We start from the raw sequence: 21,374 nt of genomic DNA, 5'->3' as shown, positions 1-21,374 counted from the left end.
CCCACCTAATACGTCTTACGTCTTAATCTAACGTCTCATATCTATCTACTACTCACTCTCAGCCCAGGCTTCTGCATCTTCCACAACTTCAGCGAATTCAATGGATTCCCCATTTTTACTCATAGTTGCTTCAAAATGTACCGGACCTTCCTCATCTCGACTAATCAGCAGTGAGGCCAGTTTGTTGGTGATGTTTTGCTGTATCACCCGCTTCAGCGGTCTGGCTCCATATACCGGATCATATCCACGAACAGCCAGCCAATCTTTGACGTTTTCAGGCACTTCCAACTTAACTTTGTTCTTGGCAAGCATCTCGTGAACACGGCGAAGCTGAATATCCACAATAGACCGAATATGCTCTTGTCCCAGCGGATGGAACACGATCGTGTCATCTACACGGTTCAGGAACTCAGGTCGTATGGTCTGCTTCAGCTGTTCGATCAACTTATTCTGAAGTTCCTCATACTTTTCATCAGTCATATTCCCACCGGATTTCTCGATCTCATTGGAGATGAGATGTGAACCGATATTGGAGGTCATAATGATTATGGTATTTTTGAAATCCACCGTCACACCTTTATTGTCGGTTAGACGGCCTTCATCCAATACCTGCAGAAGTATATTGAATACATCCGGATGAGCTTTCTCGATCTCATCCAACAGGATAACTGAGTATGGATGCCGCCGTGCTGCTTCAGTAAGCTGACCGCCTTCATCATATCCCACATAGCCCGGAGGAGCACCAACCAAACGACTGACACTATGTTTCTCCATGTACTCACTCATATCAATTCTGATCATAGCCTGCTCATCATTGAACAGGAAATCAGCAAGCGAACGAGCCAGTTCGGTCTTACCGACACCGGTTGAACCGAGGAAAAAGAAGGAGCCAATGGGCTTCTGCTCATCCTGCAATCCCGCTCTTGACCTTCTTACAGCGTCGGAAACAGCTTCAATAGCATTATCCTGACCTATGACTCGTTTGTGAAGTACATCCTCCAGGTGAAGCAACTTCTTGCGCTCGCTCTGAAGCATCTTGCGTACCGGAATTCCGGTCCACCGTGCTACGATATCAGCGATGTCCTCAGCATCCACTTCTTCTTTAAGAAGTGACTGATCTTCCTGCATCTCATCCAGCTTGGTTTGGGCCGCTTTCAGCTCATCCTCCAGCTTGGCGATAGTACCATATCTCAGTTCAGCTACTTTTTCATAATTACCCTGCCGCTCAGCTTTATCTGCTTCGTTTCGGGCATTATCGATAGCCTCTTTAGTATCACGTACTTTTTGAATGAGTTCTCGTTCCTGCTCCCATTGAACACGCATGGTTTTGCGCTGTTCTCCCAGGTCAGCCAATTCCTTTTCGATGCCTTTCATCTTAGACTGATCTTTCTCACGCTTCAGAGCCTCACGTTCGATCTCAAGCTGACGGATCTGTCGTTCTATGGCATCCAGCTCTTCAGGCAGGGAATCGATCTGCAAGCGAAGGCGTGATGCAGCTTCATCAATCAGATCAATCGCTTTATCAGGAAGGAACCTATCGGCGATGTAACGGTGTGAAAGTTCCGCAGCGGCCACTACGGCAGAATCGGTAATGCGAACACCGTGGTGAACTTCATAGCGCTCCTGTAATCCTCTTAGGATAGAGACTGTATCTTCCACACTTGGCTCGCCGATCAGTACCGTTTGTAACCGTCGTTCAAGTGCTTTGTCTTTTTCAATATATTTGCGGTACTCATCCAATGTAGTGGCGCCAATAGCATGCAACTCGCCCCTAGCCAATGCAGGCTTTAGGATATTGGCTGCATCCATGGCTCCTTCAGTGGCTCCGGCTCCAACCAGTGTATGGATCTCATCAATAAAGAGGATAACTTCACCGTCAGAATCATTAACATCTTTGACTACCGCCTTGAGGCGTTCTTCAAACTCACCTCGGAATTTGGTTCCGGCCACTAACGAACCCATATCAAGTGCCACAATGCGCTTCGATTTAAGTCCCTCTGGTACATCTCCACGTACTATACGCAGTGCCATACCTTCTGCTATGGCCGTTTTACCGACTCCCGGTTCACCGATAAGAACAGGGTTGTTCTTGGTCCGCCGGCTGAGGATCTGCATCACTCGCCTTATCTCCTGATCGCGCCCAATAACGGGATCGAGTTTATTCTTTTCGGCCAGTTCATTCAGATCGCGGCCATACTTCTTCAGTGCACCGTATCTGCTTTCTGCATTAGGATCGTCCACAGTCTGATTGCCGCGAACATCCTGAAGTACTTTTAGAATATTTTCTTTGGTTACATTTTGATCGTTCAGTAAGCTGGCGATCTCTCCTTTGATACTTGCCATTCCTATCAGCACATGCTCTGAGCTGATGTATTCATCCCCAAGCTTCGTTCCCTCCTTTTGGGCTATATCAAACAACTCATTACTTTTATTTGAAAGGTATTGCCCTGAAACTGAAGCCCCTTGTACTTTAGGCAGGCGTTCCAAAATAGAATCCACCACATTTTTAATCGCAGATGGATTGGCCCCAAGTTTACCCAGGATTGTATTTACAATGCTGTCCTGATCGCTCAGAAAAGCCTTCATGATGTGGGCAGGTTCAACAGCCTGATTGTTCCCGCTTTGTGCGAGTTCCAATGCTTTCTGAACTGCTTCCTGCGCTTTTAGCGTAAATTTGTTCAAATTCATATTAAAATCTCCTTTTTTATTTGTTTCGATATTAATATGACCAAAATCGTGCCTATGGCAAGATATTGACATAATTTCAGTACCTGCTCTTAAAGTTGCTTTTTGACTTATGAAGGAAGGAGATTCGTCTAATTATTTAAAAAGATCTAACCTGTTGGCTGGCATAGAATTGAACATACAAGGCATAAAAAAACCCTGAGCTGTATCAGAACTCAGGGTTTGGGTTTTTCGGGGTACAAAATCTTAAAAAATTTCTTCGCCGCCAAGATAAAAATATTAAAAGAAAGATGCCGTGTAATTATTCGTAAATGATCTGATGTTCAATAGAGTTTACCAATCATTCAAATAGAAACCATGATCCGTATCAGGGACCATGGTTTTGGTTTTCGGGGTACAAAATCTTTTATATCTCAAAAGCAACAAACTGCTCTATATCGTTCCTTAGAACTGTAAGCAGCAGTACTTCGTCTCCTGTTTCTATAGCAGCTTCAACTTCTTCATAGAATTCAGGAGAACTTGTAACAACATTACGTTTGACGCGTGTGATCACATCTCCCCTGCGAAGCCCTCTGTCATAAGCTGCACTTCCTTCACTGATGTTTCTCACAACTACGCCTTCTGTATCAGAATCCAGCTGTAACTGCTCTCTAATAGAATCGTCTAAACCGGTCACAGTGAAACCCAGACGTTCTTCCATGCTTTCCATTTGTACAGGATCCGTGGTTGCCACCTCGTTGGTTGGTCGTTCCCCTAGTGTAACAGTCAATTCCATTTCTTCTTTATTCCGGATAATTCCAAGATCAATCTTCTCTCCGGGTTTCTTAGATGCGATCTCCGTTCTAAAGGCATCCCAGTTTCTTACCTGCTCTCCATTCAGTGACACGATAACATCTTGTTGCTCTAAGCCGGCTTTGTCCGCTGGTCCTCCATTTTCAACACGTCCTACAATAACACCCCGGACGTTATCAAGTCCTAAAGCACGGGCCATAGTTTGATCTACTTCGCCGCCGATAAACATCCCAAGGTAACCGCGACTTACTTCACCATCTTCGATCAGGTCTTCCATGATTCTTTTGGCAAGATTGGCCGGTATGGCAAATCCAATACCTTCGTTACCACCGGAACGGGAAGCAATAGCTGAGTTAATTCCAACCAGATTTCCGTTCACATCTATCAAAGCCCCACCAGAATTTCCGGGATTAATAGCTGCATCGGTTTGAATATAATCTCCGTAAGCAGTCAGATTATTTAATGAACGGCCACGGGCACTTACTATTCCAAATGATACAGTATGCGCCAGGTCTTCACTAAGCGGACTTCCAATCGCAAGGACAAGTGATCCTACATTTAAATTATCACTGTTACCCATAACTATAGCCGGCAAATTGTCTACATCTACCTTTAAGACAGCAATATCAGTCTGCGGATCTGTTCCAACCAATTCAGCGTCCATCTCATTTCCGTTGAACATTCTGATCTTGATCTCATCCGTATTAGCGATCACGTGATTGTTGGTCAGTATATATCCTTCCTCCGACACGATCACACCGGAGCCAAGTCCTCGTTGAGTTCTTTCGCGGGTTTCTCCCTGACCTCTCGGATTACCAAAAAACTGAGAGAACGGATTCCTTACCTGAACTTCCTGAGTTCTTTTTGTGGTGATGGTAACTACAGATGGATTAGTCCTTTCAGCTATATCAACGATCGCATCGTTGAAATCCTGAAGGGTGTTTACAGATCTATTTTCAGCTGATTCTATCTTGTCATTCTCAGCAGTTGGGAACGATACAGAATTGGAATCGGTGGCAAGATTGAATCCAAGTAGAACTAAAATGGCTGCCGCCACTCCAAATATATTCTTTACAGTCGTATTCATGATTTGTAATTAAAAAGTTATTCTGTTTTGATTTACGGTATTACAACGCATGAAAGCTTTAAAATTGTGTATGCCTTCAAACCCATTGCAACTATTACTAAAAAACCGGAGCTCTTTTCACAGAACTCCGGTCCTCTTAACCAATTCAGATCAAGCTTATGATATCTTGATCTGCTTCTTAACCTTTTCTTCGCTCTTATTAATGTTGATGTTCAAGACACCATTTTCGTATTTCGCATCAATACTTTCTTCATCGATGCTGTCGGGCAGTTGGAAAGAACGGCTAAATGAACCGTAACTTGATTCTACCCTGTGATAATTTTTAGCTGTCTCTTCATTCTCAAACTTACGTTCACCACTTATTGTTAAACGTCCGTTCTCGAGGTCTATGTTGATATCCTCTTTCTTCATGCCAGGAAGTGAGACTTCTACCTGAAAATCATTCTCAGATTCAGATATATCTACCGTTGGCATAAAACTGTCTTTGCGATAGTTCAATGAATCATTAAAAAATTCATCTAAAACATCGCTGAAATTTCTTGAGTGAACATCAAGATTTGGTCGTGAATATTTGATAAGTGCCATGATTGCCTCTCTTTTTAGTTTGTTGTTCACTTAATTGAATGCAAGGCATATGCCAACAACAGGAAAAGAGATTTTAAACTGACAGACGGACAATATGGGTATGATGAAATTTCATGCCCGCCAATATTTTGGGATAAGATGTCATACCAATGACTTCTGGTATGACAGTAACATGTCAGTTTTGGCAGATATTTGACTTAACGGGGGGTAAGAACCTATCAACCGCGACTGTTCTTCCACTCACGCGCTACGAGGAATGCCATTTCAAGGCTCTGCTCATAATTAAGGCGCGGGTCACAGAAGGTCTCATAGTTTCTGTTCAGCTCATTTTCCTCAAGGCCATTAGCTCCACCTACACATTCCGTGACGTTATCACCGGTAAGTTCGAGATGGACACCCCCCAGGTAACTTCCCTCAGAACGGTGAATAGCAAAAGCTGAACGAAGCTCACTTATTATATCATCAAAGTTTCTGGTTTTGATTCCACCATCGGTGCTGAAGGTATTACCATGCATAGGGTCAGAACTCCAAACAACCGGAAAGCCCTCCCTGCGAACAGCTTGAATCAAACCCGGCAGTTCTTTCTCAATGGTATCTTTACCAAATCGGGTGATCATCACGATCTTTCCCTTTTCATGAGTTGGGTTTAGAGTTTCGATCAATTTCAGCGTCTCATCGATCTCAAAAGGTGGGCCGATCTTAATACCTACAGGGTTATTGATCCCTTTAAAATATTCCACATGTGCGCCATCCAATTCACGGGTTCTGTTTCCGATCCATACCATGTGGGCACTCAAGTTGAAATGTCCGGGTTTTCTTGGAACCGGTCGGGTTTGAGCTGAATCGTAATACAGATTCAGAGCTTCATGGGACGTATAGAAATCCACTTTTTGCAGTGTTGTAAATGTGTCAGGTGCAATAGCTTCCACAAACTTAACTGCTTTGGTAATGGAAGACACCATATCCTCGTATTCAGCGTAGTATTCGTTATTACGCATGAAATCAAGCTCCCATTGCTCCGGATGATGGAGATCGGCGAAACCCTCATCAGACAGGGCCCGTAGAAAATTCAGCGTCAGGCCGGCCTTGTGGTATCCTTCAATGAGTCTCTGAGGATCCGGCATTCTGATCCCTGACTCGGATTCAAAGCCATTGATAAGATCCCCACGATAATTGTGGATCTCCTCACCATTCACCGTTTCAAAATCATTGGAACGCGGTTTGGCATATTGACCGGCAATGCGCCCAACTCTCAGAACCGGGATTCCCATTTCGTGGATAAGAATGAAGCTCATCTGAAGCAACACCTTAACCATATTTACGATCTTAGGAGCTTTGGTGGCATCAAAACTTTCGGCACAGTCCCCGCCCTGAAGCAAAAACCCGTTACCATCTGAAATTTGAGCAAGTTTGTTTTTTAATGCATCGATCTCCCACGAGGTTACCAATGGCGGAAGGTCTTTCAGCCTTTCGTAACTTTGCTCAAGCTCTCTCTGATCCGGATAGTCCGGCAACTGCTTTACAGGTTTGTCTTTCCAAGAGGTTGGAGACCAATTTTTGGGTATTACTTCTGGCATAAATCTTATAATTTTTTAATTGGTTCTAAAACTATCGGTTTTTACTGCTTAATGCTCAATTTTCTTATACCTTAAAGAATTCAAACTTATATTCGAGGGAATTAGACTAAACACGCTATGTTAGAGACAAAGCCACGCATACTGGTTGTTGATGATCATCCTGCACTTGTAACACTTACGAGGCATAAATTAATTCAAAAAGGATACGAAGTACTGACCGCACAAAACGGTGAAGATGCTTTAGAACTGGCAAGAACTGAATATCCGGATCTCATTCTCAGTGATGTTGAAATGCCCGTCATGGATGGATTCGAACTTTGTGAACGCATCAAAAAAGATTCCCGGCTTAATAAGATCCCGCTGATCCTTGTTACATCTATGGTAACCACTGATTACATCATGCGTGGTATAGAGGCGGGGGCAGACAATTATCTTACCAAACCGTATGATGATGAAACGCTTTACTCCAAGATCGAAGAACTTCTTCAAAACCCACCGCCACCGATCAGTGAGGTTAGCACAGTTGAAGTGAATATTGAAGGCAAGACCTATAATGTACTTGCCGATTACTCCCACCTGGTGAACCTGCTTATCTCAACCTATAAAAATACACTGGCCCAAAATAATCAACTCAGTGAGATGCAAAGCGGACTGAATGCTGCAAACAAAGAACTTGAGATCACTAAGCAGGAACACGAAGAACTGATCCATAACATCTTCCCTGAGAAGATCGCTGAAAACCTGCTGGCGTATGGAACTGTTAATCCGGAACGTTATGAGGATTCCACCATAATGTTCACAGATTTTGCAGGTTTTACTAAAGTGGTGCCTGATCTTTCAGCAGAACAGCTGATCGAAAGCCTCTCTTTCTATTTCGACAAGTTCGATGATTTCACGGCTCAGCATAATATGATCAAGATCAAGACCATTGGCGACAGCTATATGGCTGCCGGTGGTTTACCCGACCGCAATGCCACACATCCGGTCGATGCCATCCTAACTGCCCTTAAGATCGTGGACTTTGTTCGTAATTTCGGAGAGAAGAATCTCTCCGAAACGCCTTATTTACCTATCAGAATTGGCATTCACACAGGAAAAGCTGTGGTTGGTGTGATCGGAAAAAAGCGATTTGCCTACGACATGTGGGGAGAGACAGTTAATCTGGCTGCCCGTCTGGAACAACACTCCGGCCAAAACCAGATCAATATTTCTGAAACCACCTACCAACGTGTTAAGGACTTCTTTGAATGTGAACCAAGAGGTGAGATCGAAACTAAATACACCGGTAAAGTTCCTATGTATTTTGTGAAACGTATCAAACCGGACTTTTCCGAGGATGATGAGGGTATGTTTCCTAATCGTCTTTTTGTAAGAGAATACAACAGTATTTCACGGCAGCATCAACAACAAAACAATGGGTAACAGGCTGACCTAAAATCAATTTGTTTTACTTAAAAAATCAACCGTGGCTGTATGCAATAATTAGATTTCCATCTGCACGGGAATGCCCCTAAAAACCAATAACTATCCTCTTAACCTATTTTCTACTCTCGAACTGAGGTTAATGCCATATATTATATGTGATCCGGACTTTTCTTTAAAGGAATGAAGGTATTCGGTCAGCTGTTTTTGTATTTTGTGTAGTTCTGAATTTCAAAAATAACTATTCCATTGCAGCATAATATTGTAGTACGCGGAGCACGCGAACATAATCTCAAAAACATAGACATTGATATTCCCCGCGACCAACTGGTTGTGATAACCGGACTCTCAGGGTCGGGGAAATCCTCCCTCGCCTTTGATACCATCTATGCAGAAGGCCAGCGCCGGTTTCTTGAATCCCTTTCAGCCTATGCACGGCAGTTTTTAGGGATGATGGAGCGACCTGCCGTGGATTTCATTGACGGTCTTTCACCTGTTATTTCCATTGACCAAAAGACCACTAACCGAAATCCACGGTCTACGGTAGGTACGGTCACTGAGATCTATGATTTTTTACGTCTTCTATACGCACGTGTTGGGATTCCTTATTCTTATAAGACCGGCAACAAAATGGAAAAGCAGTCAGCTGATCAGGTTGTTGCAAACGTCATGGATATGCCCGAAGGAACAAAAGCTTACTGCCTCGCTCCTGTTGTTCGCGGCCGTAAAGGGCACTACCGGGAGCTATTTGAGCAAATGATCAAACAAGGATTTGTAAGTGCACGCATAGACGGTGAATTCCACGATCTTGAAAAGGATATGAAAGCGGACCGCTACAAAACTCACAATATTGAGATCGTGGTGGATAGATTTGTCATTTCTCAGAAAAGCGAAAAACGGATTGCTGACAGTATCAGACTTGCACTTGAAATGGCTGATGGCAATGTGATCCTGGCCATTAAAGAGGGAGATGAATTTACTGACAAACTGTATTCTCAGAATCTCTTCGACCCGGAAAGTGGCCTGGCATACGAAGACCCTGCTCCAAATCTCTTTTCATTCAACTCACCCTATGGGTACTGCAAAACCTGTGAAGGCCTGGGATATACTTATGATGTAAGCTGGGAGCTTTTGGTTCCAAATGAAGAGCAAAGTATGGCTGAAGGTGGGATCCGCTTTCTAGGGCATCCACGCGATATATTTGTATTCAAGCAGCTCAAAGCTATTTTAAAAACTTTCGACCTGGATTTTGAAACCCCGATCAAGGACTATCCGGAAGAACTTAAGGATCTATTACTAAATGGAAGCGGAGATAAGAAGTTTTCAGTCAGTTACGATTTCAAGGACAACTCAGTGACTTACAAACATAAGTTTGAAGGCTTGAGAAGCACCATCACTGATCAATATCACAACAGTAAGTCCAATAAGCAGCGGGATAAAGCAAAGGCTTTCATGGATAAGGTCACCTGCCCCGCATGTGAAGGAGGCCGACTTAACAAAGAAGCCCTTTCGTATAAAATAGACGGTTATAATATCCACGAACTGGTTCAGAAAGATATTCAGGGACTGCGGGATACTCTTTATGAAATAAGTCTTACAGAACGACAGCAGATCATAGGTAATCAGGTTTTGAAAGAGATCCGCGACAGACTCGATTTTCTACTTAATGTTGGCCTGACCTACTTAAGCCTAGACCGCGAGGCTCAAACTTTGAGTGGTGGTGAGGCGCAGCGAATTCGATTGGCCACGCAGATCGGTACACAACTCGTGGGAGTTCTATACATTTTGGATGAACCGAGTATCGGTCTCCATCAGCGAGACAATATCAAGCTCATCCGGTCACTTGAAACTCTAAGAGATCTCGGTAATTCAGTTATTGTTGTTGAACATGACCGCGAAACCATTGAGCACGCTGATTTTGTGGTTGATCTCGGACCGGGTGCCGGTGTGAACGGTGGGCATATTGTCACATCCGGAACCCCTGATGAATTAGACCCTGATTCTGATACAGCCAAATTCCTCAAAGACGAAGAAGTCATTGCCATTCCCGAACAAAGGCGTGAGGGAAATGAGAAAATGATCAAGGTCGTAAATGCACGGGGACATAATCTGCAAAATCAGGACCTGGAAGTTCCACTAGGTAAGTTTATCAGCGTGACCGGAGTAAGCGGTAGCGGCAAGAGTTCTATTATCAATCAAACGCTGGTTCCTATCCTGTCAAACTATTTTTATAAATCAAAGACAGTCCCACTTCCATACGATTCTATTGAAGGCATGGATAATGTAGATAAAATCATTTCAATCGACCAAAGTCCGATTGGAAGAACACCCCGCTCAAATCCTGGAACCTACACCAAAGTGTTCGACCACATCCGTCGCTTGTTTGCGGAACTGCCGGAATCCAAGATCCGTGGATACGATCAGGGACGATTTTCATTTAACGTAAAAGGCGGACGTTGCGAAGAGTGCAACGGTGACGGTGTTCGTAAGATCGAGATGAATTTCTTACCCGATGTCTATGTAACCTGCGAAACCTGTAACGGCAAGCGCTATAACCGCGAAACACTGGAGATCTATTATAAAGGCAAGAATATCTCGGATGTGCTAAAAATGCCGATTAGCGAGGCAGCCGAATTCTTTGACGCGCAGCCCGCTATCAGCCGAATTTTAGGTACGATGGTGGATGTCGGACTTGGGTATCTGACGCTCGGTCAATCCTCTACCACTCTCTCCGGAGGTGAAGCACAACGCATTAAACTCGCCCGGGAACTCTCAAAGGTTGGAACCGGAGATACCTTATACGTGATGGATGAACCTACAACGGGCCTTCATTTTCAGGATGTGCGCATGCTGGTTGATGTGATCCAGCGCCTGGTCAATAAAGGTAATACTGTCATGGTGATCGAGCACAACCTTGATCTCATCAAAGCGGCAGACTGGATTATAGATATGGGGCCTGAAGGTGGCCGGGGTGGTGGAGAGATCATAGCCACAGGTACACCCGAAGACGTTTCAGAAATTGAGACCTCGCACACCGGCCGTTTCCTCAAAGAAGAGTTTGATAGGCTGCTTCAGGTAACAGGCTGAGTATTTTTCTGATTTCCTGTTCATAATGGATACATAGTTGTTTATATTTTGGGTCTGAATGAAATTCTTCCGGAAACATATCATCCAATCATATGGTGCAGCGCTGCTATTGGCAGGGATAATAGTCTATTTCCTGAAACCTGCCGGAGTAACCGAAACACACGATGCCTTTGCACTGTGGCTGCAGTCAAACCTGAAAAATAACAGCAACTCCGGAGTTGTTGATCAGATAAGGGGACTTTCATCCTCACAAGAAGGTTTTGATACGGTTGTTCGTCAGGCTTCTGCCCTTGTGAAAGCTCATGCCGAAGATTTTGAATTACCGCTCAGTAATGATTCCAAGGATGAAAATGAAGTTTATCAGCTTCTGATACAGGAGTGGAATTCCTATCAAAACTCCTCATCCGGAATGGCGAAGGCGGTGTTTGTAAAACAAGCTCAACCCCATTCCCTCATACCGGCTGACGGTTTTTCTCCAAACGGTAAAACCTTACCTTCTCGCCTTATAAGCGAACAAACTGACGGGGCTTCCGAGAACTTTCCGGAGCGTAAGCCCTTATTCAGCTACCATCTTTCTCCGTTTATGAGTGGTACCGCGATCAACGCCCCCTAGACTGTTCAAGCTTTTCTCTCACTTTTACAAAATAGGATCATGAGATGTGATCTTATTGCTATTTTTGATCTGTTTTATGACAGGTCCGATCATTTTTCAATACGTCTAACTCAAACAAATTACTTAATTAATCATATTACCATGCAAGGAAACGGATTTAAAATTGGTACGATAGTGGCTTTTTTGGCCCTTACCATCTATTACCTGTACCCAACGGTACAATACCAACTTGAACAAAGTTACATTGAAGATCTCAGTCCTTCTGAAGCAGCTCAATACACTGAAGAGAACGAAGAAAAACTCGAACGCTTGCGTTCAAATGTTTTATCTCTGGGGCTTGACCTCCAGGGCGGAATGCACGTAACGCTTGAAGTAGGTGTTCCCCAGCTGATCAGAGAGCTGGCCGGTGAAAATGCCGATCAACTTTTGAATGACGTGATCGATGTTGCACAGCAGCGTTCTCTTGAAAACAACAGCGATTTCATTGATGAAATGGTTGCTGAATTCGAATCAAGAGATCCGGATGCCCGTCTGAGTCGTTACTACAGAAACGACGCCATGGACATTACCCGTCGTTCTACCAACGAAGAGATCGCAACGTTCCTGAAAACTCAGCGACAGTCTGCATTGGATCGTGCTATTGAGATCATCAGAACTCGTGTTGACCGATACGGTGTGACCGAGCCTTCTATCATTAAGCAGGGTCAAAATCGTATTGTGGTTGAGCTTCCCGGTGTTGAGGACAAGGAACGTGTACGTAATCTATTGAAGGGAACCGCACGACTCGAATTCCGACTCGCAGCCGACGCTGAAGAATTTCGTTCATTTGTCAATCAAACCTATGAATATTATGATTCATTTGAACAGGTAACTGATACCTCAGATAGCGTAGCTAATAACCAATTCAATCCACTGGATGAAGTATTGGTACCGGCTCAAAGCCCGTATCTATTCGGTTATGCCACTCCCGATGATACATCCCGCGTTATGGATCTTATCAGGAATGAGGAAGTTCAGCGCATGATGCCTCGTAACACCACTGTTATGTGGAGTGCAAATCCACTGCCGGGACAAGCAGGTGAAGAACTTTATCAATTAATCGGTGTAAGGTCTCAGGTTGAACTGACCGGTGATGTTATTGAAGCCGCCAGTGTTCAATTCGATCCCGCAACTAATGTTCCTGAAGTATCTATGAGTATGAACAGTGAGGGTGCCCGCAAATGGGGCCGAATTACCGGTGCTAACATCGGCAAGCCGGTTGCTATTGTATTGGATGGATTTGTTTTCTCTTATCCGAATGTTCAGACCAAGATCTCCAATGGTCGTTCATCTATCACCGGACTTGACGGAATCGGAGAAGCAGAGGATCTGGTTAATATTTTGCTATCCGGTGCCCTACCTGCGCCGCTGGAAATTTTAGAAGAGCGTACTGTTGGTGCAACCCTAGGTGCTGAATCCATTCAAGCCGGTTTGAATTCCATCCTTGTTGGATTGGGTATCGTAGCCATTTTCATGATCGTGTATTACAGAACCGGTGGTGGTATTGCTGATTTGGCCCTGTTACTCAATATCATATTTATTCTCGGTATTCTGGCTGCTTTCAATGCCACGCTAACTCTGCCGGGTATTGCAGGTATTGTACTGACCATTGGTATGGCGGTAGATGCCAACGTGCTGATCTTTGACCGTATTCGTGAAGAACAGCGCACCGGAAAAACCATCAAAGCATCCATCGAAGCAGGTTATTCAAACGCAATGAGTGCCATTGTAGATGCCAACGTAACCACCTTTTTCGTAGCAATCATCCTGTTCAGCTTTGGAGTGGGACCTATTAAAGGTTTCGCCGTTACGCTGATGGCAGGAATTGTAGCTTCTCTCTTCAGTGCCATTGTGATCACCCGCGTTGTGGTTGACTATCTGACACGAACCAGGAAGAGCGCAGTAAGCTTCGGTTAAGCATAAAAAAGAAATTTAAAACGACTAAAAGAAAAATATTATGAGATGGTTTGAAACACCAAGTATTGATTTTATTTCAAAGCATAAGATAGCATATATCCTGTCTGCCGTGCTTTTCATCGCCTCTTTAGGGGCTATTTTAACTAAAGGGCTCCAATACGGGATTGACTTCCGCGGAGGTAAGGAATTCGTTCTCGATTTTGAGGACCCCATCAGCGTGGTAGAACTGCGTTCAAATTTGTCTGAACCGCTGGGAAGTACCCCTGAGCTTAAGCTATTTGGTTCAGAAAGTGAGATACTTATCAGAACTGATAATGAACGGGATATAGCTGAGGTTCAGCAGATCATCAGTTCAACAATTAAAGAATTACACCCTGACAACCCCTTCAGCGTCTTAAGAACAGATGTGATCAGTCCACGTTTTGCAGAAGACTTGAAATGGGGTGCATTGCAAGCCGTGATCTATGCCATTGTGATCATCTTCATCTATATCCTGATCCGTTTCCGAAACTGGACCTTTTCGGCCGGGGCGGTTGCGGCACTTGTCCACGATGTGGTGATCGTTTTAGGTGTATTCACGATCTTAGGTGATTGGGTGCCTTTCAGCTTGCAGATCGATCAGGCATTGATAGCTGCATTCCTGACCATTGTGGGTTACTCCCTTAATGATACCGTGGTTGTATTTGACCGTATCAGAGAGAATTCCAACGTCCACAAGGGAATGGATTTCATGCCTATGGTAAACAAGAGTCTGAATGATACCCTTAGCCGTACTGTAATAACTTCCATTACCACCTTGTTTGTGGTACTCGTGCTGTTTATTTTCGGCGGAGAGGTGTTAAAAGGATTCTCTTTTGCACTGTTAATTGGTATCGTATTGGGTACATACAGTTCTCTGTTTGTAGCCAGTTCTTTAGTAGTTGAACTAGAACAACGCACAAAAAAATCTTAAAATTTTAAACAACAGGTAATTCTATGAGCTTTAATACATCAGAACGCTACAACAGCGTTGTTATCGAATTTAAGGGAAACGTTATGGGTGGCCCTGATGCGGTTAGTCTTAACGAAAAACTGCACGAACTCATCGACGCCGGTAAGACTAATGTTGTAGTTGATCTTGGTAAAGTTAAATTCATGAATTCTTCCGGTCTCGGAATGCTTATCGGTGGTCTTACAACCATGCGTAAAGCCGGTGGTGATCTTCGGATCGCAAATGCTACCGACAAGATCGAAAGCCTGTTGGTTGTCACAAAATTGATCACGGTCTTCAAACACTACAAGTCAGTGGAAGAAGCCGCCGAATCTTTTGACGATTAATATTTGATATAATTGTTTAACTGATAAGGGGTGTTTTGCACCCCTTTTTTATTGATTTACTTATGAGTACAAGAGTAGTTATTGGTGCCCAATGGGGTGATGAAGGCAAAGGAAAGATCGTGGACCTTTTAAGTGCTGAAGCCGACTTTGTGGTTCGCTTTCAGGGAGGAGCTAACGCAGGCCACACTCTCAAATTTGACGACAAAAAAGTGGTCCTTCACCTTATTCCATCGGGAATATTTAACGGTGACGCTGATTGTGTGATCGGAAATGGTGTGGTCATTGACCCGGTTGCCCTGGTAGAAGAGATCAAGGGCGTTAAGGAGATGGGATTCAGCCTGGAAGGACGTTTTTTCATCAGTCAGACTGCGCATGTTATCCTTCCCTATCATAAATTATTGGATCAGCTAAAGGAAAAACGCCGCGGTGGCGATGCCATCGGAACAACCGGCCGGGGAATTGGTCCGGCTTACGTAAGCAAAGTATCCAGAATTGGGATCCGGATGATCGATCTTTTGGATCGTGAAAGTCTGCGTACGAAGATCGACCAGAACCTGAAGGACATCAACTTTGCACTGGAGAATCTTTATGAGGAACCACAGCTCAGCACCGATGACCTGATGGCGGAACTCGACAATGCTATTCAAACGCTCGAACCATTTATCTGCAACACAACTAACCTTCTTCATGAAGGCATTCGGGATGACCGTTCTATCCTTCTGGAAGGGGCACAGGGAACGATGTTAGACGTAGACCATGGAACCTATCCGTACGTTACATCCTCCTCACCAACTTCAGGCGGTGCTTGCATCGGCTCCGGCATTCCTCCAACAGCCCTCGATAAAGTGATGGGCATCACCAAAGCTTATTGCACCCGTGTTGGAAACGGTCCATTCCCTACCGAATTACTCGGTGAAACCGGTGATGAACTTCGTAAAAAGGGAGCTGAATTCGGTGCTACAACCGGTCGCCCCCGTCGCTGTGGGTGGTTAGATCTTGTTGCTCTTAAATATGTTGTTCAGATCAACGGAATGAATGAGCTCACGCTTACAAAAATGGATGTGATGGATGGTTTCGAAGAGATAAAGGTATGTACCTCCTACAAGATCAATGGAAAAGAGACCAAGGTATTTCCACTATCACTTGATGAAGTCGAAAAAATAGAGCCTGTTTACACTACACTCCCGGGCTGGAAGAATTCTATCGAAGGTGTTACCGACTGGAATAAATTGCCATCAACGGCACAATCTTACATCAGATTCGTAGAGGATTATCTTAATGTTAAATTCACCATTATCTCCACAGGCCCTAAGAGAAACGAAACAATTAGACTCTAAATCGATCACGGTTTAAAAAATCTGATACCTGAAACTTAAAAAGCTCACGGACTCAATTGCAGACTGTGAGCTTTTTTTATTAATCACCGGCATAGGTCAAAAGCTCTTCATAGGCTTCTTCAGATCGTTCGAGCAGATCTTCCAAGTGTTCCGGAATCGGATCTGCTGAAGCTTTATATGCCCTGAATCCGGTTGACCGGTGTACGTTATGATACCAGTGCTTCGCCCACACTCCGTCTTCCTTACGAGGACCGGCTGGCCATTTCAGCATAGCTTCATCAAATGGAATTCCCAATGTACCACAAAGCTCCCTTAATCGTGATTGCGGATACTGCAGGATGTCTTTTGAATCAACGATCACAGGTTTTTTTCCTATAGATTTCAGGTATTTCACCAACTCAAGATGCTTTTCATAACCCACATCCTGCATGGTTGGATTCTTGACCTGTTTCGAGTATGATAGTAGCATTTCCTTAGGTGGTCTGGTGAGTATCACATTAATAGTCTTTTCCAGGAAGTCCCAGTCCAGATTCACCAGATGATGTGTCATATTCTTAAAGAATGCGATCGGTGTATCATAATCACCCAGAATAACATCATCAATAACCTTCTGGCCATCACTCTCCTGACTTTCTATCACTTCCTCAGCGCCGGGGTGGTAGTTTTTGGCATCAGTGTTAACCAGGTAATGTGCGTATAAAGGCTCATCAACTACTGTAGTATCTTCACGTTGAGCAAAAGAATACATTAATGCGGTAGAGATATTACGTGGACCGCTCCACAAACAAATTCTTTTTGTCTTTAGCATGTATTTTATCTTTACTTTTTGATTGTGACCTGAAGCAAAACAGCTTCAGATTTAAATTATTCTGACTCTTTAAGCAAATTGACTGCCCGTAGCTTCCTCAATTTCCTGTTCATACAATTGCTGAAGTTTGGAAACCATCTTTCCGGGAACCAATCTTGTGATCAACCGGCCATCAATTTTTGTAACAGGTGTTAACCCTCCAAAGCTTCCGGTTACAAATGCCTCATCAGCTCCATACACTTCAAACAGTGAAAAATTCTTTTCCTTGCAAACAATGCCGGCTTTGTGGCAGACTTCGATCACTTTACCACGGGTGATACCATTCATACAGTACTGACCTGTAGATGTCCACACTTCATTTCCCTTAACCAAAAAGAAATTCGTGGCGTTACAAGTCGAAACAAAACCATTCACATCTAGCATTAACGCTTCATCCGCTCCGGCCTCTATAGCCTGAATAAGTGCCTGTACCTCATGTTGCTTACTGTGACAGTTCAAACGAGGATCCAGGTAATCAGGTGATCCTCTACGAATCGTGCTCGTAAACAAGGTCACCCCTTTATTACTGCTTTCAGGATCCGCTTTCTTGTGCTCAGCAATGATCACCAAGTTTGGTCCGGTTATGGTAAGCCGGGGATCCTGTGATGGCGTTTTTTTAATACCTCTTGTAAACATGAGACGAACATGAACTCCATGTTCCATATTGTTGGCCTCGAGGGTTTCCCATATGGCCTTTCTTATTTGATCTCGATCCATCTTTAGATCCATACCAATGGTCTTGGCTCCCTGATATAATCGATCTAGATGCTCTTCCAGAAAAACGAGAACACCGTTATGAAGCCTGAATCCTTCCCACACTCCATCACCAACCAGATAGCCACTGTCGAAAACTGAGACCTTAGCTTCCAAACGAGGTTTTAACTCGCCATTTATGTAAATGAGGACTTCTTCATTCCTCGGATCATCTACTGCGTTATGGGTGCCGTGTGCCATTTAATTTTTAGAATGAACATACATAAAACAGAAGAATAACTCACCTATTCTCATTTATAAGTAAGCAACTGTAATAATTACACATGCAAAGAAAGGCATTGAAAAATTCTGTTCGGGACTTCTCAATTGTTCTTATGTAAAAAAAGATCTCTCCAGCCGTGCTGAAGAGATCTTTTGATTTGTGTGATAAACACACCCCGAAAAACCGGAAGGTTAACAAGATGAACAAACCCGGGTTACCGATTTTGTTCAACCCTAAAGTATTACTAATCAACTTTAAAACCATCTCAGAAGGCACTCATTAAATGAACCGGTTCTGAACCGGATACCTTTTTGCCATTAAAGCTATATAAGCTAGCCCTACAAAGCGGACTATTTGTGGACCTTACTCTTCAAAGACCAATGCGTTCGGGTTAGCACCCAATTCCTTGAGATATTTCATCATCGATTTGTTGAATTCCTCCGGCCCGCAAACATAGAATGGCTGATCGAAATCGTCGATCTGTGATTTAAGAAACTCCTTGTCAATAAATCCGTCCAAAAAGATATGATCATCGGTAGGCTCATCAGTGATCACACTCACAAACTGATCACCCAACATAGCCTCAAATTCTGCATTCAAGATCACATCTTTATCTGTAGAATTTGAAAAGATCAATTTGTTGTCACCCAACTCTCTCTTTTTATTCTTATCTCTGAGGATAGCGATAAAAGGTGTTACTCCGGCACCTCCGGCTAAAAATACGCCTTCACCTTTATATTGAATGGTTCCCCACGGGTCTCCGATAATGAAAGAATCTCCTACTTTCAGCCTTCCAATTTCTTCGGTTACCCCATTGTGGTCAGGATAAATTTTTATAGTGAACTGCAGAAATTCGTCATCATTAAGGGAAGTAAAAGTAAAAGGACGTTTTTTATCCCTCCATCCTTTCTTATCAACAGCTACTTCGGTGGCTTGTCCCGGTTCAAATTCATAACCCTCTGGCTTTTCCAAAGTAAACTGCTTTACATCGTGTGTTACGTCTTCAATGTTTATAATTCTCTGTGTATAAGCCATAATTCTTTAATTCTTTTGGTATTCATAAATAGATACAATTATGACTTCTAAAACATTCAGTTCGCGTTCTTAGAATCGTGGTATAAAAGTCTTCATATTATTGTAGGCTTTCTGCTGCACTTTCTTCTGAAGAAAAGAAGACCATCCCAAAATAAGCCCGAAAAATCCTAATGCCTGCCAACTCCATATCCAGAAGTCAAAGGAGTCAATGTGTTCAATGATCAACCCATTCTTAAATTTAAAACGGGCATCAATTTTGTTTACAACCATCCTATTCGTTTGAGTAAATAAATACTTAGCTTTTATCTGTGCTTTCCCTTCCTCTTCATTGGCCTGAACCTGATCATAATGAAACTCAAATTCCTTTGCCTTTTTGCAGAGCATGGTCCACATACCTGTAATTTCCTTTTTAGACCTCAGGTCAAAAACCGGATCTTTAAATATTGCTTCTGGATGGTAGCACCGTATCATATCTTCATGATCCACTCTTTGTAAAGCTGAGTATAATTTTCGAATTACCTCTTCATTTTTATTCATGTTTAAAATACCTCAGCTTACTTGAAACTAATCCTGTAATTACCACAACCAAAGATCCCAATAAAGTATAAAGTGGCCAGGCAATAGCCAATCCATTTCCCGGTAACATGTTTTGAACCGGACCCTGAACCATAAATAACAATGCTATCAGTCCCGTAAAAAAACCAATCATGGCATCTTTTTTGTCAGGTTTTTCAAAAAGCATTCCCAGTAGAAATGCACCCAATAATCCTCCATAAGTATAGGAGGCAATACCCAGACCCAATTCTACAATTGCAGGCCTTTCGCCTCCCTGTAATTGGAGGAAAGCAAAGAATATCGCAGAAACAGACAATATCATCCCCCAACCGAGAGTGATCTTTCTGGATATCGCCAAGTCTTCAGTGTCGGTATTACCTTTCCCGAAATAAGGTTTGTATAGATCATAGGTAGTTGAGGATGCCAGTGAGTTCAAAGAGGAACTGAGACTGCTCATAGCAGCTGCAAAAAGAGCCGCTACTATCAGTCCGGAAATTCCAACTGGTAGCTGTTCAACAATAAATTTGGCAAATATTTCATCCGTGGTAGCCAAACCAAGCGTATTAGCCGAGACTCCTTCATAGAACATAAACAACAATAATCCGATCCCAAGGAACAATCCAAACTGTAGCATGACCACTATCCCACTCCATATCATGGCTTTTTGTCCGGATCTTAAACTTCCGGTTGCCAGCACTCTCTGCACCAGCAAATGATCGGTTCCATGGGAAGCTAAAGAGAATACAGCTCCTCCAATAATAGCGGTGATCAGTGTATATGGCTGTTTAATGAACTCTTCAAAACTAAGATCAAACCCGAGATTAATGACCTGTAGTTTCTGATCGGGAAGTGAAAAATTTTCAGGCAAATTATTCCAGAGCACAAATATGGCAATGACTGCGCCTCCTATATACACAATCATTTGCACGAAATCCATCCAAACTACCGCTTTGATTCCGCCGAAGAAGGTATAGATCAATGTGATTCCAGTTATTACAGCAATGGAAATGATGTATAGCTGAAGATCATCCATGCCGGTAAAGGCACCGCCTAATCGAAGTATAATAGCCAGAGGAATAGCCGTGGCAAATAATCGAACCCCATCCGCCAACAGACGTGTGATCATGAATGTGGTGCTTGCCGCATTTCTCATACCGGCCCCAAAACGGCGTTCCAAAAATGTGTATGCAGTCAGAAGCTCACCTTCAAAATATTTTGGCAGAAAGAAGAGTGCTACACCAACCCGGCCTACCACATATCCAACTGTGATCTGTAAAAAGGTCAAATTACCCGCATAAGCAACGGCAGGTATACTGATAAAAGTAAGCGTACTTGTTTCAGTTGCAACGATAGAAAATAGGACGGCCCACCATGGCATGCCTTCCCCACCAAGAAAATAATCTTTATTTGAGGTTTGCTTACCGGAAGTTCTTAACCCAAGAAAAGCCACGCCTACCAGATAAACAATGATAACGATGTAATCAATGAACGAAAATGCCATAC

General features: G+C 43.4%; 16 protein-coding genes. 7 read left to right on the top strand and 9 right to left on the bottom strand.

Translation table 11 applies throughout. The features are described 5' to 3' along the window. Positions 1-48: 48 nt before the first annotated feature. From clpB to ACKGJO_RS00615, 4 genes are all read right to left on the bottom strand, one after another. Positions 49-2,688, bottom strand: coding sequence for an ATP-dependent chaperone ClpB (clpB, locus tag ACKGJO_RS00630; RefSeq protein WP_411321464.1), 2,640 nt, complete (start codon positions 2,686-2,688; stop codon positions 49-51). A gap of 403 nt (positions 2,689-3,091) precedes the next feature. Then, positions 3,092-4,564 carry a Do family serine endopeptidase gene (locus ACKGJO_RS00625; protein WP_411321463.1) on the bottom strand — a complete coding sequence of 491 codons (1,473 nt, stop codon included), beginning with the start codon at positions 4,562-4,564 and terminating at the stop codon, positions 3,092-3,094. Between the two features lie 156 nt (positions 4,565-4,720). Further along, complete coding sequence (locus tag ACKGJO_RS00620; protein WP_411321462.1) at positions 4,721-5,149, bottom strand: Hsp20/alpha crystallin family protein; 429 nt, start codon at positions 5,147-5,149, stop codon at positions 4,721-4,723. Between the two features lie 218 nt (positions 5,150-5,367). Continuing rightward, the gene (locus ACKGJO_RS00615) at positions 5,368-6,726 is read right to left on the bottom strand and encodes a class II 3-deoxy-7-phosphoheptulonate synthase (RefSeq protein ID WP_411321461.1); all 1,359 of its coding nucleotides are present in this window, start codon (positions 6,724-6,726) and stop codon (positions 5,368-5,370) included. 117 nt (positions 6,727-6,843) lie between these two features. Between ACKGJO_RS00615 and ACKGJO_RS00610 the strand changes: the two genes are divergently transcribed. From ACKGJO_RS00610 to ACKGJO_RS00580, 7 genes are all read left to right on the top strand, one after another. Then, positions 6,844-8,148, top strand: coding sequence for an adenylate/guanylate cyclase domain-containing protein (locus ACKGJO_RS00610; RefSeq protein ID WP_411321460.1), 1,305 nt, complete (start codon positions 6,844-6,846; stop codon positions 8,146-8,148). 249 nt (positions 8,149-8,397) lie between these two features. Then, the gene (gene uvrA, locus ACKGJO_RS00605) at positions 8,398-11,235 is read left to right on the top strand and encodes an excinuclease ABC subunit UvrA (RefSeq protein WP_411321459.1); all 2,838 of its coding nucleotides are present in this window, start codon (positions 8,398-8,400) and stop codon (positions 11,233-11,235) included. Between the two features lie 58 nt (positions 11,236-11,293). Beyond that, positions 11,294-11,848: a hypothetical protein gene (locus tag ACKGJO_RS00600; protein WP_411321458.1), complete on the top strand. Its 555-nt coding sequence runs from the start codon at positions 11,294-11,296 to the stop codon at positions 11,846-11,848. A gap of 141 nt (positions 11,849-11,989) precedes the next feature. Further along, on the top strand, positions 11,990-13,804 hold the full coding sequence (gene secD, locus ACKGJO_RS00595) for a protein translocase subunit SecD (protein ID WP_411321457.1): 1,815 nt from the start codon (positions 11,990-11,992) through the stop codon (positions 13,802-13,804). Positions 13,805-13,844: 40 nt separating this feature from the next. Continuing rightward, positions 13,845-14,756 (top strand): protein translocase subunit SecF, encoded by a 912-nt coding sequence (gene secF, locus ACKGJO_RS00590; protein WP_411321456.1) that lies wholly within the window; start codon positions 13,845-13,847, stop codon positions 14,754-14,756. Between the two features lie 23 nt (positions 14,757-14,779). Then, a complete protein-coding gene (locus ACKGJO_RS00585) occupies positions 14,780-15,121 on the top strand; it encodes an STAS domain-containing protein (protein WP_103665393.1) in 342 nt (113 codons plus the stop codon). A gap of 62 nt (positions 15,122-15,183) precedes the next feature. After that, entirely contained in the window at positions 15,184-16,458 is a 1,275-nt protein-coding gene (locus ACKGJO_RS00580; protein ID WP_411321455.1) for an adenylosuccinate synthase, read from the top strand. Between the two features lie 79 nt (positions 16,459-16,537). Here the strand turns inward: ACKGJO_RS00580 and ACKGJO_RS00575 are convergent, their stop codons facing one another. The 5 genes from ACKGJO_RS00575 to ACKGJO_RS00555 all read right to left on the bottom strand — a co-directional run bounded on the left by ACKGJO_RS00575 (position 16,538) and on the right by ACKGJO_RS00555 (position 21,372). Then, positions 16,538-17,266 (bottom strand): sulfotransferase-like domain-containing protein, encoded by a 729-nt coding sequence (locus ACKGJO_RS00575; protein WP_411321454.1) that lies wholly within the window; start codon positions 17,264-17,266, stop codon positions 16,538-16,540. 69 nt (positions 17,267-17,335) lie between these two features. Beyond that, on the bottom strand, positions 17,336-18,259 hold the full coding sequence (locus tag ACKGJO_RS00570; protein ID WP_411321453.1) for an aminotransferase class IV: 924 nt from the start codon (positions 18,257-18,259) through the stop codon (positions 17,336-17,338). Positions 18,260-18,644: 385 nt separating this feature from the next. Next, on the bottom strand, positions 18,645-19,316 hold the full coding sequence (locus ACKGJO_RS00565) for an FAD-binding oxidoreductase (protein ID WP_411321452.1): 672 nt from the start codon (positions 19,314-19,316) through the stop codon (positions 18,645-18,647). Between the two features lie 69 nt (positions 19,317-19,385). After that, positions 19,386-19,853 (bottom strand): nuclear transport factor 2 family protein, encoded by a 468-nt coding sequence (locus ACKGJO_RS00560; RefSeq protein WP_411321451.1) that lies wholly within the window; start codon positions 19,851-19,853, stop codon positions 19,386-19,388. Beyond that, positions 19,846-21,372, bottom strand: a complete 1,527-nt coding sequence (locus ACKGJO_RS00555; protein ID WP_411321450.1) for a sodium:solute symporter — start codon at positions 21,370-21,372, stop codon at positions 19,846-19,848. Before ACKGJO_RS00555 ends, ACKGJO_RS00560 begins: the two co-directional genes overlap by 8 nt. Between the last annotated feature and the right edge of the window lie 2 nt (positions 21,373-21,374).

It is taken from the genome of Gracilimonas qinghaiensis (assembly GCF_046602855.1).
In the GTDB taxonomy this organism is placed as follows: Bacteria; Bacteroidota; Rhodothermia; order Balneolales; family Balneolaceae; genus Gracilimonas.
The sequence above is the reverse complement of the archived record's forward strand: the minus strand, read 5'-3'. Positions and strand labels throughout refer to the sequence as shown.

Coding starts and splice junctions, on each gene's coding strand:
- ACKGJO_RS00585 (WP_103665393.1), top strand. CDS start 14,780: ATGAGCTTTAATACATCAGAACGCTACAACAGCGTTGTTATCGAATTT.
- ACKGJO_RS00555 (WP_411321450.1), bottom strand. CDS start 21,372: ATGGCATTTTCGTTCATTGATTACATCGTTATCATTGTTTATCTGGTA.
- ACKGJO_RS00565 (WP_411321452.1), bottom strand. CDS start 19,316: ATGGCTTATACACAGAGAATTATAAACATTGAAGACGTAACACACGAT.
- ACKGJO_RS00610 (WP_411321460.1), top strand. CDS start 6,844: ATGTTAGAGACAAAGCCACGCATACTGGTTGTTGATGATCATCCTGCA.
- ACKGJO_RS00620 (WP_411321462.1), bottom strand. CDS start 5,149: ATGGCACTTATCAAATATTCACGACCAAATCTTGATGTTCACTCAAGA.
- ACKGJO_RS00560 (WP_411321451.1), bottom strand. CDS start 19,853: ATGAATAAAAATGAAGAGGTAATTCGAAAATTATACTCAGCTTTACAA.
- ACKGJO_RS00625 (WP_411321463.1), bottom strand. CDS start 4,564: ATGAATACGACTGTAAAGAATATATTTGGAGTGGCGGCAGCCATTTTA.
- ACKGJO_RS00575 (WP_411321454.1), bottom strand. CDS start 17,266: ATGCTAAAGACAAAAAGAATTTGTTTGTGGAGCGGTCCACGTAATATC.
- ACKGJO_RS00600 (WP_411321458.1), top strand. CDS start 11,294: ATGAAATTCTTCCGGAAACATATCATCCAATCATATGGTGCAGCGCTG.
- ACKGJO_RS00570 (WP_411321453.1), bottom strand. CDS start 18,259: ATGGCACACGGCACCCATAACGCAGTAGATGATCCGAGGAATGAAGAA.
- secD (WP_411321457.1), top strand. CDS start 11,990: ATGCAAGGAAACGGATTTAAAATTGGTACGATAGTGGCTTTTTTGGCC.
- clpB (WP_411321464.1), bottom strand. CDS start 2,688: ATGAATTTGAACAAATTTACGCTAAAAGCGCAGGAAGCAGTTCAGAAA.
- secF (WP_411321456.1), top strand. CDS start 13,845: ATGAGATGGTTTGAAACACCAAGTATTGATTTTATTTCAAAGCATAAG.
- ACKGJO_RS00580 (WP_411321455.1), top strand. CDS start 15,184: ATGAGTACAAGAGTAGTTATTGGTGCCCAATGGGGTGATGAAGGCAAA.
- ACKGJO_RS00615 (WP_411321461.1), bottom strand. CDS start 6,726: ATGCCAGAAGTAATACCCAAAAATTGGTCTCCAACCTCTTGGAAAGAC.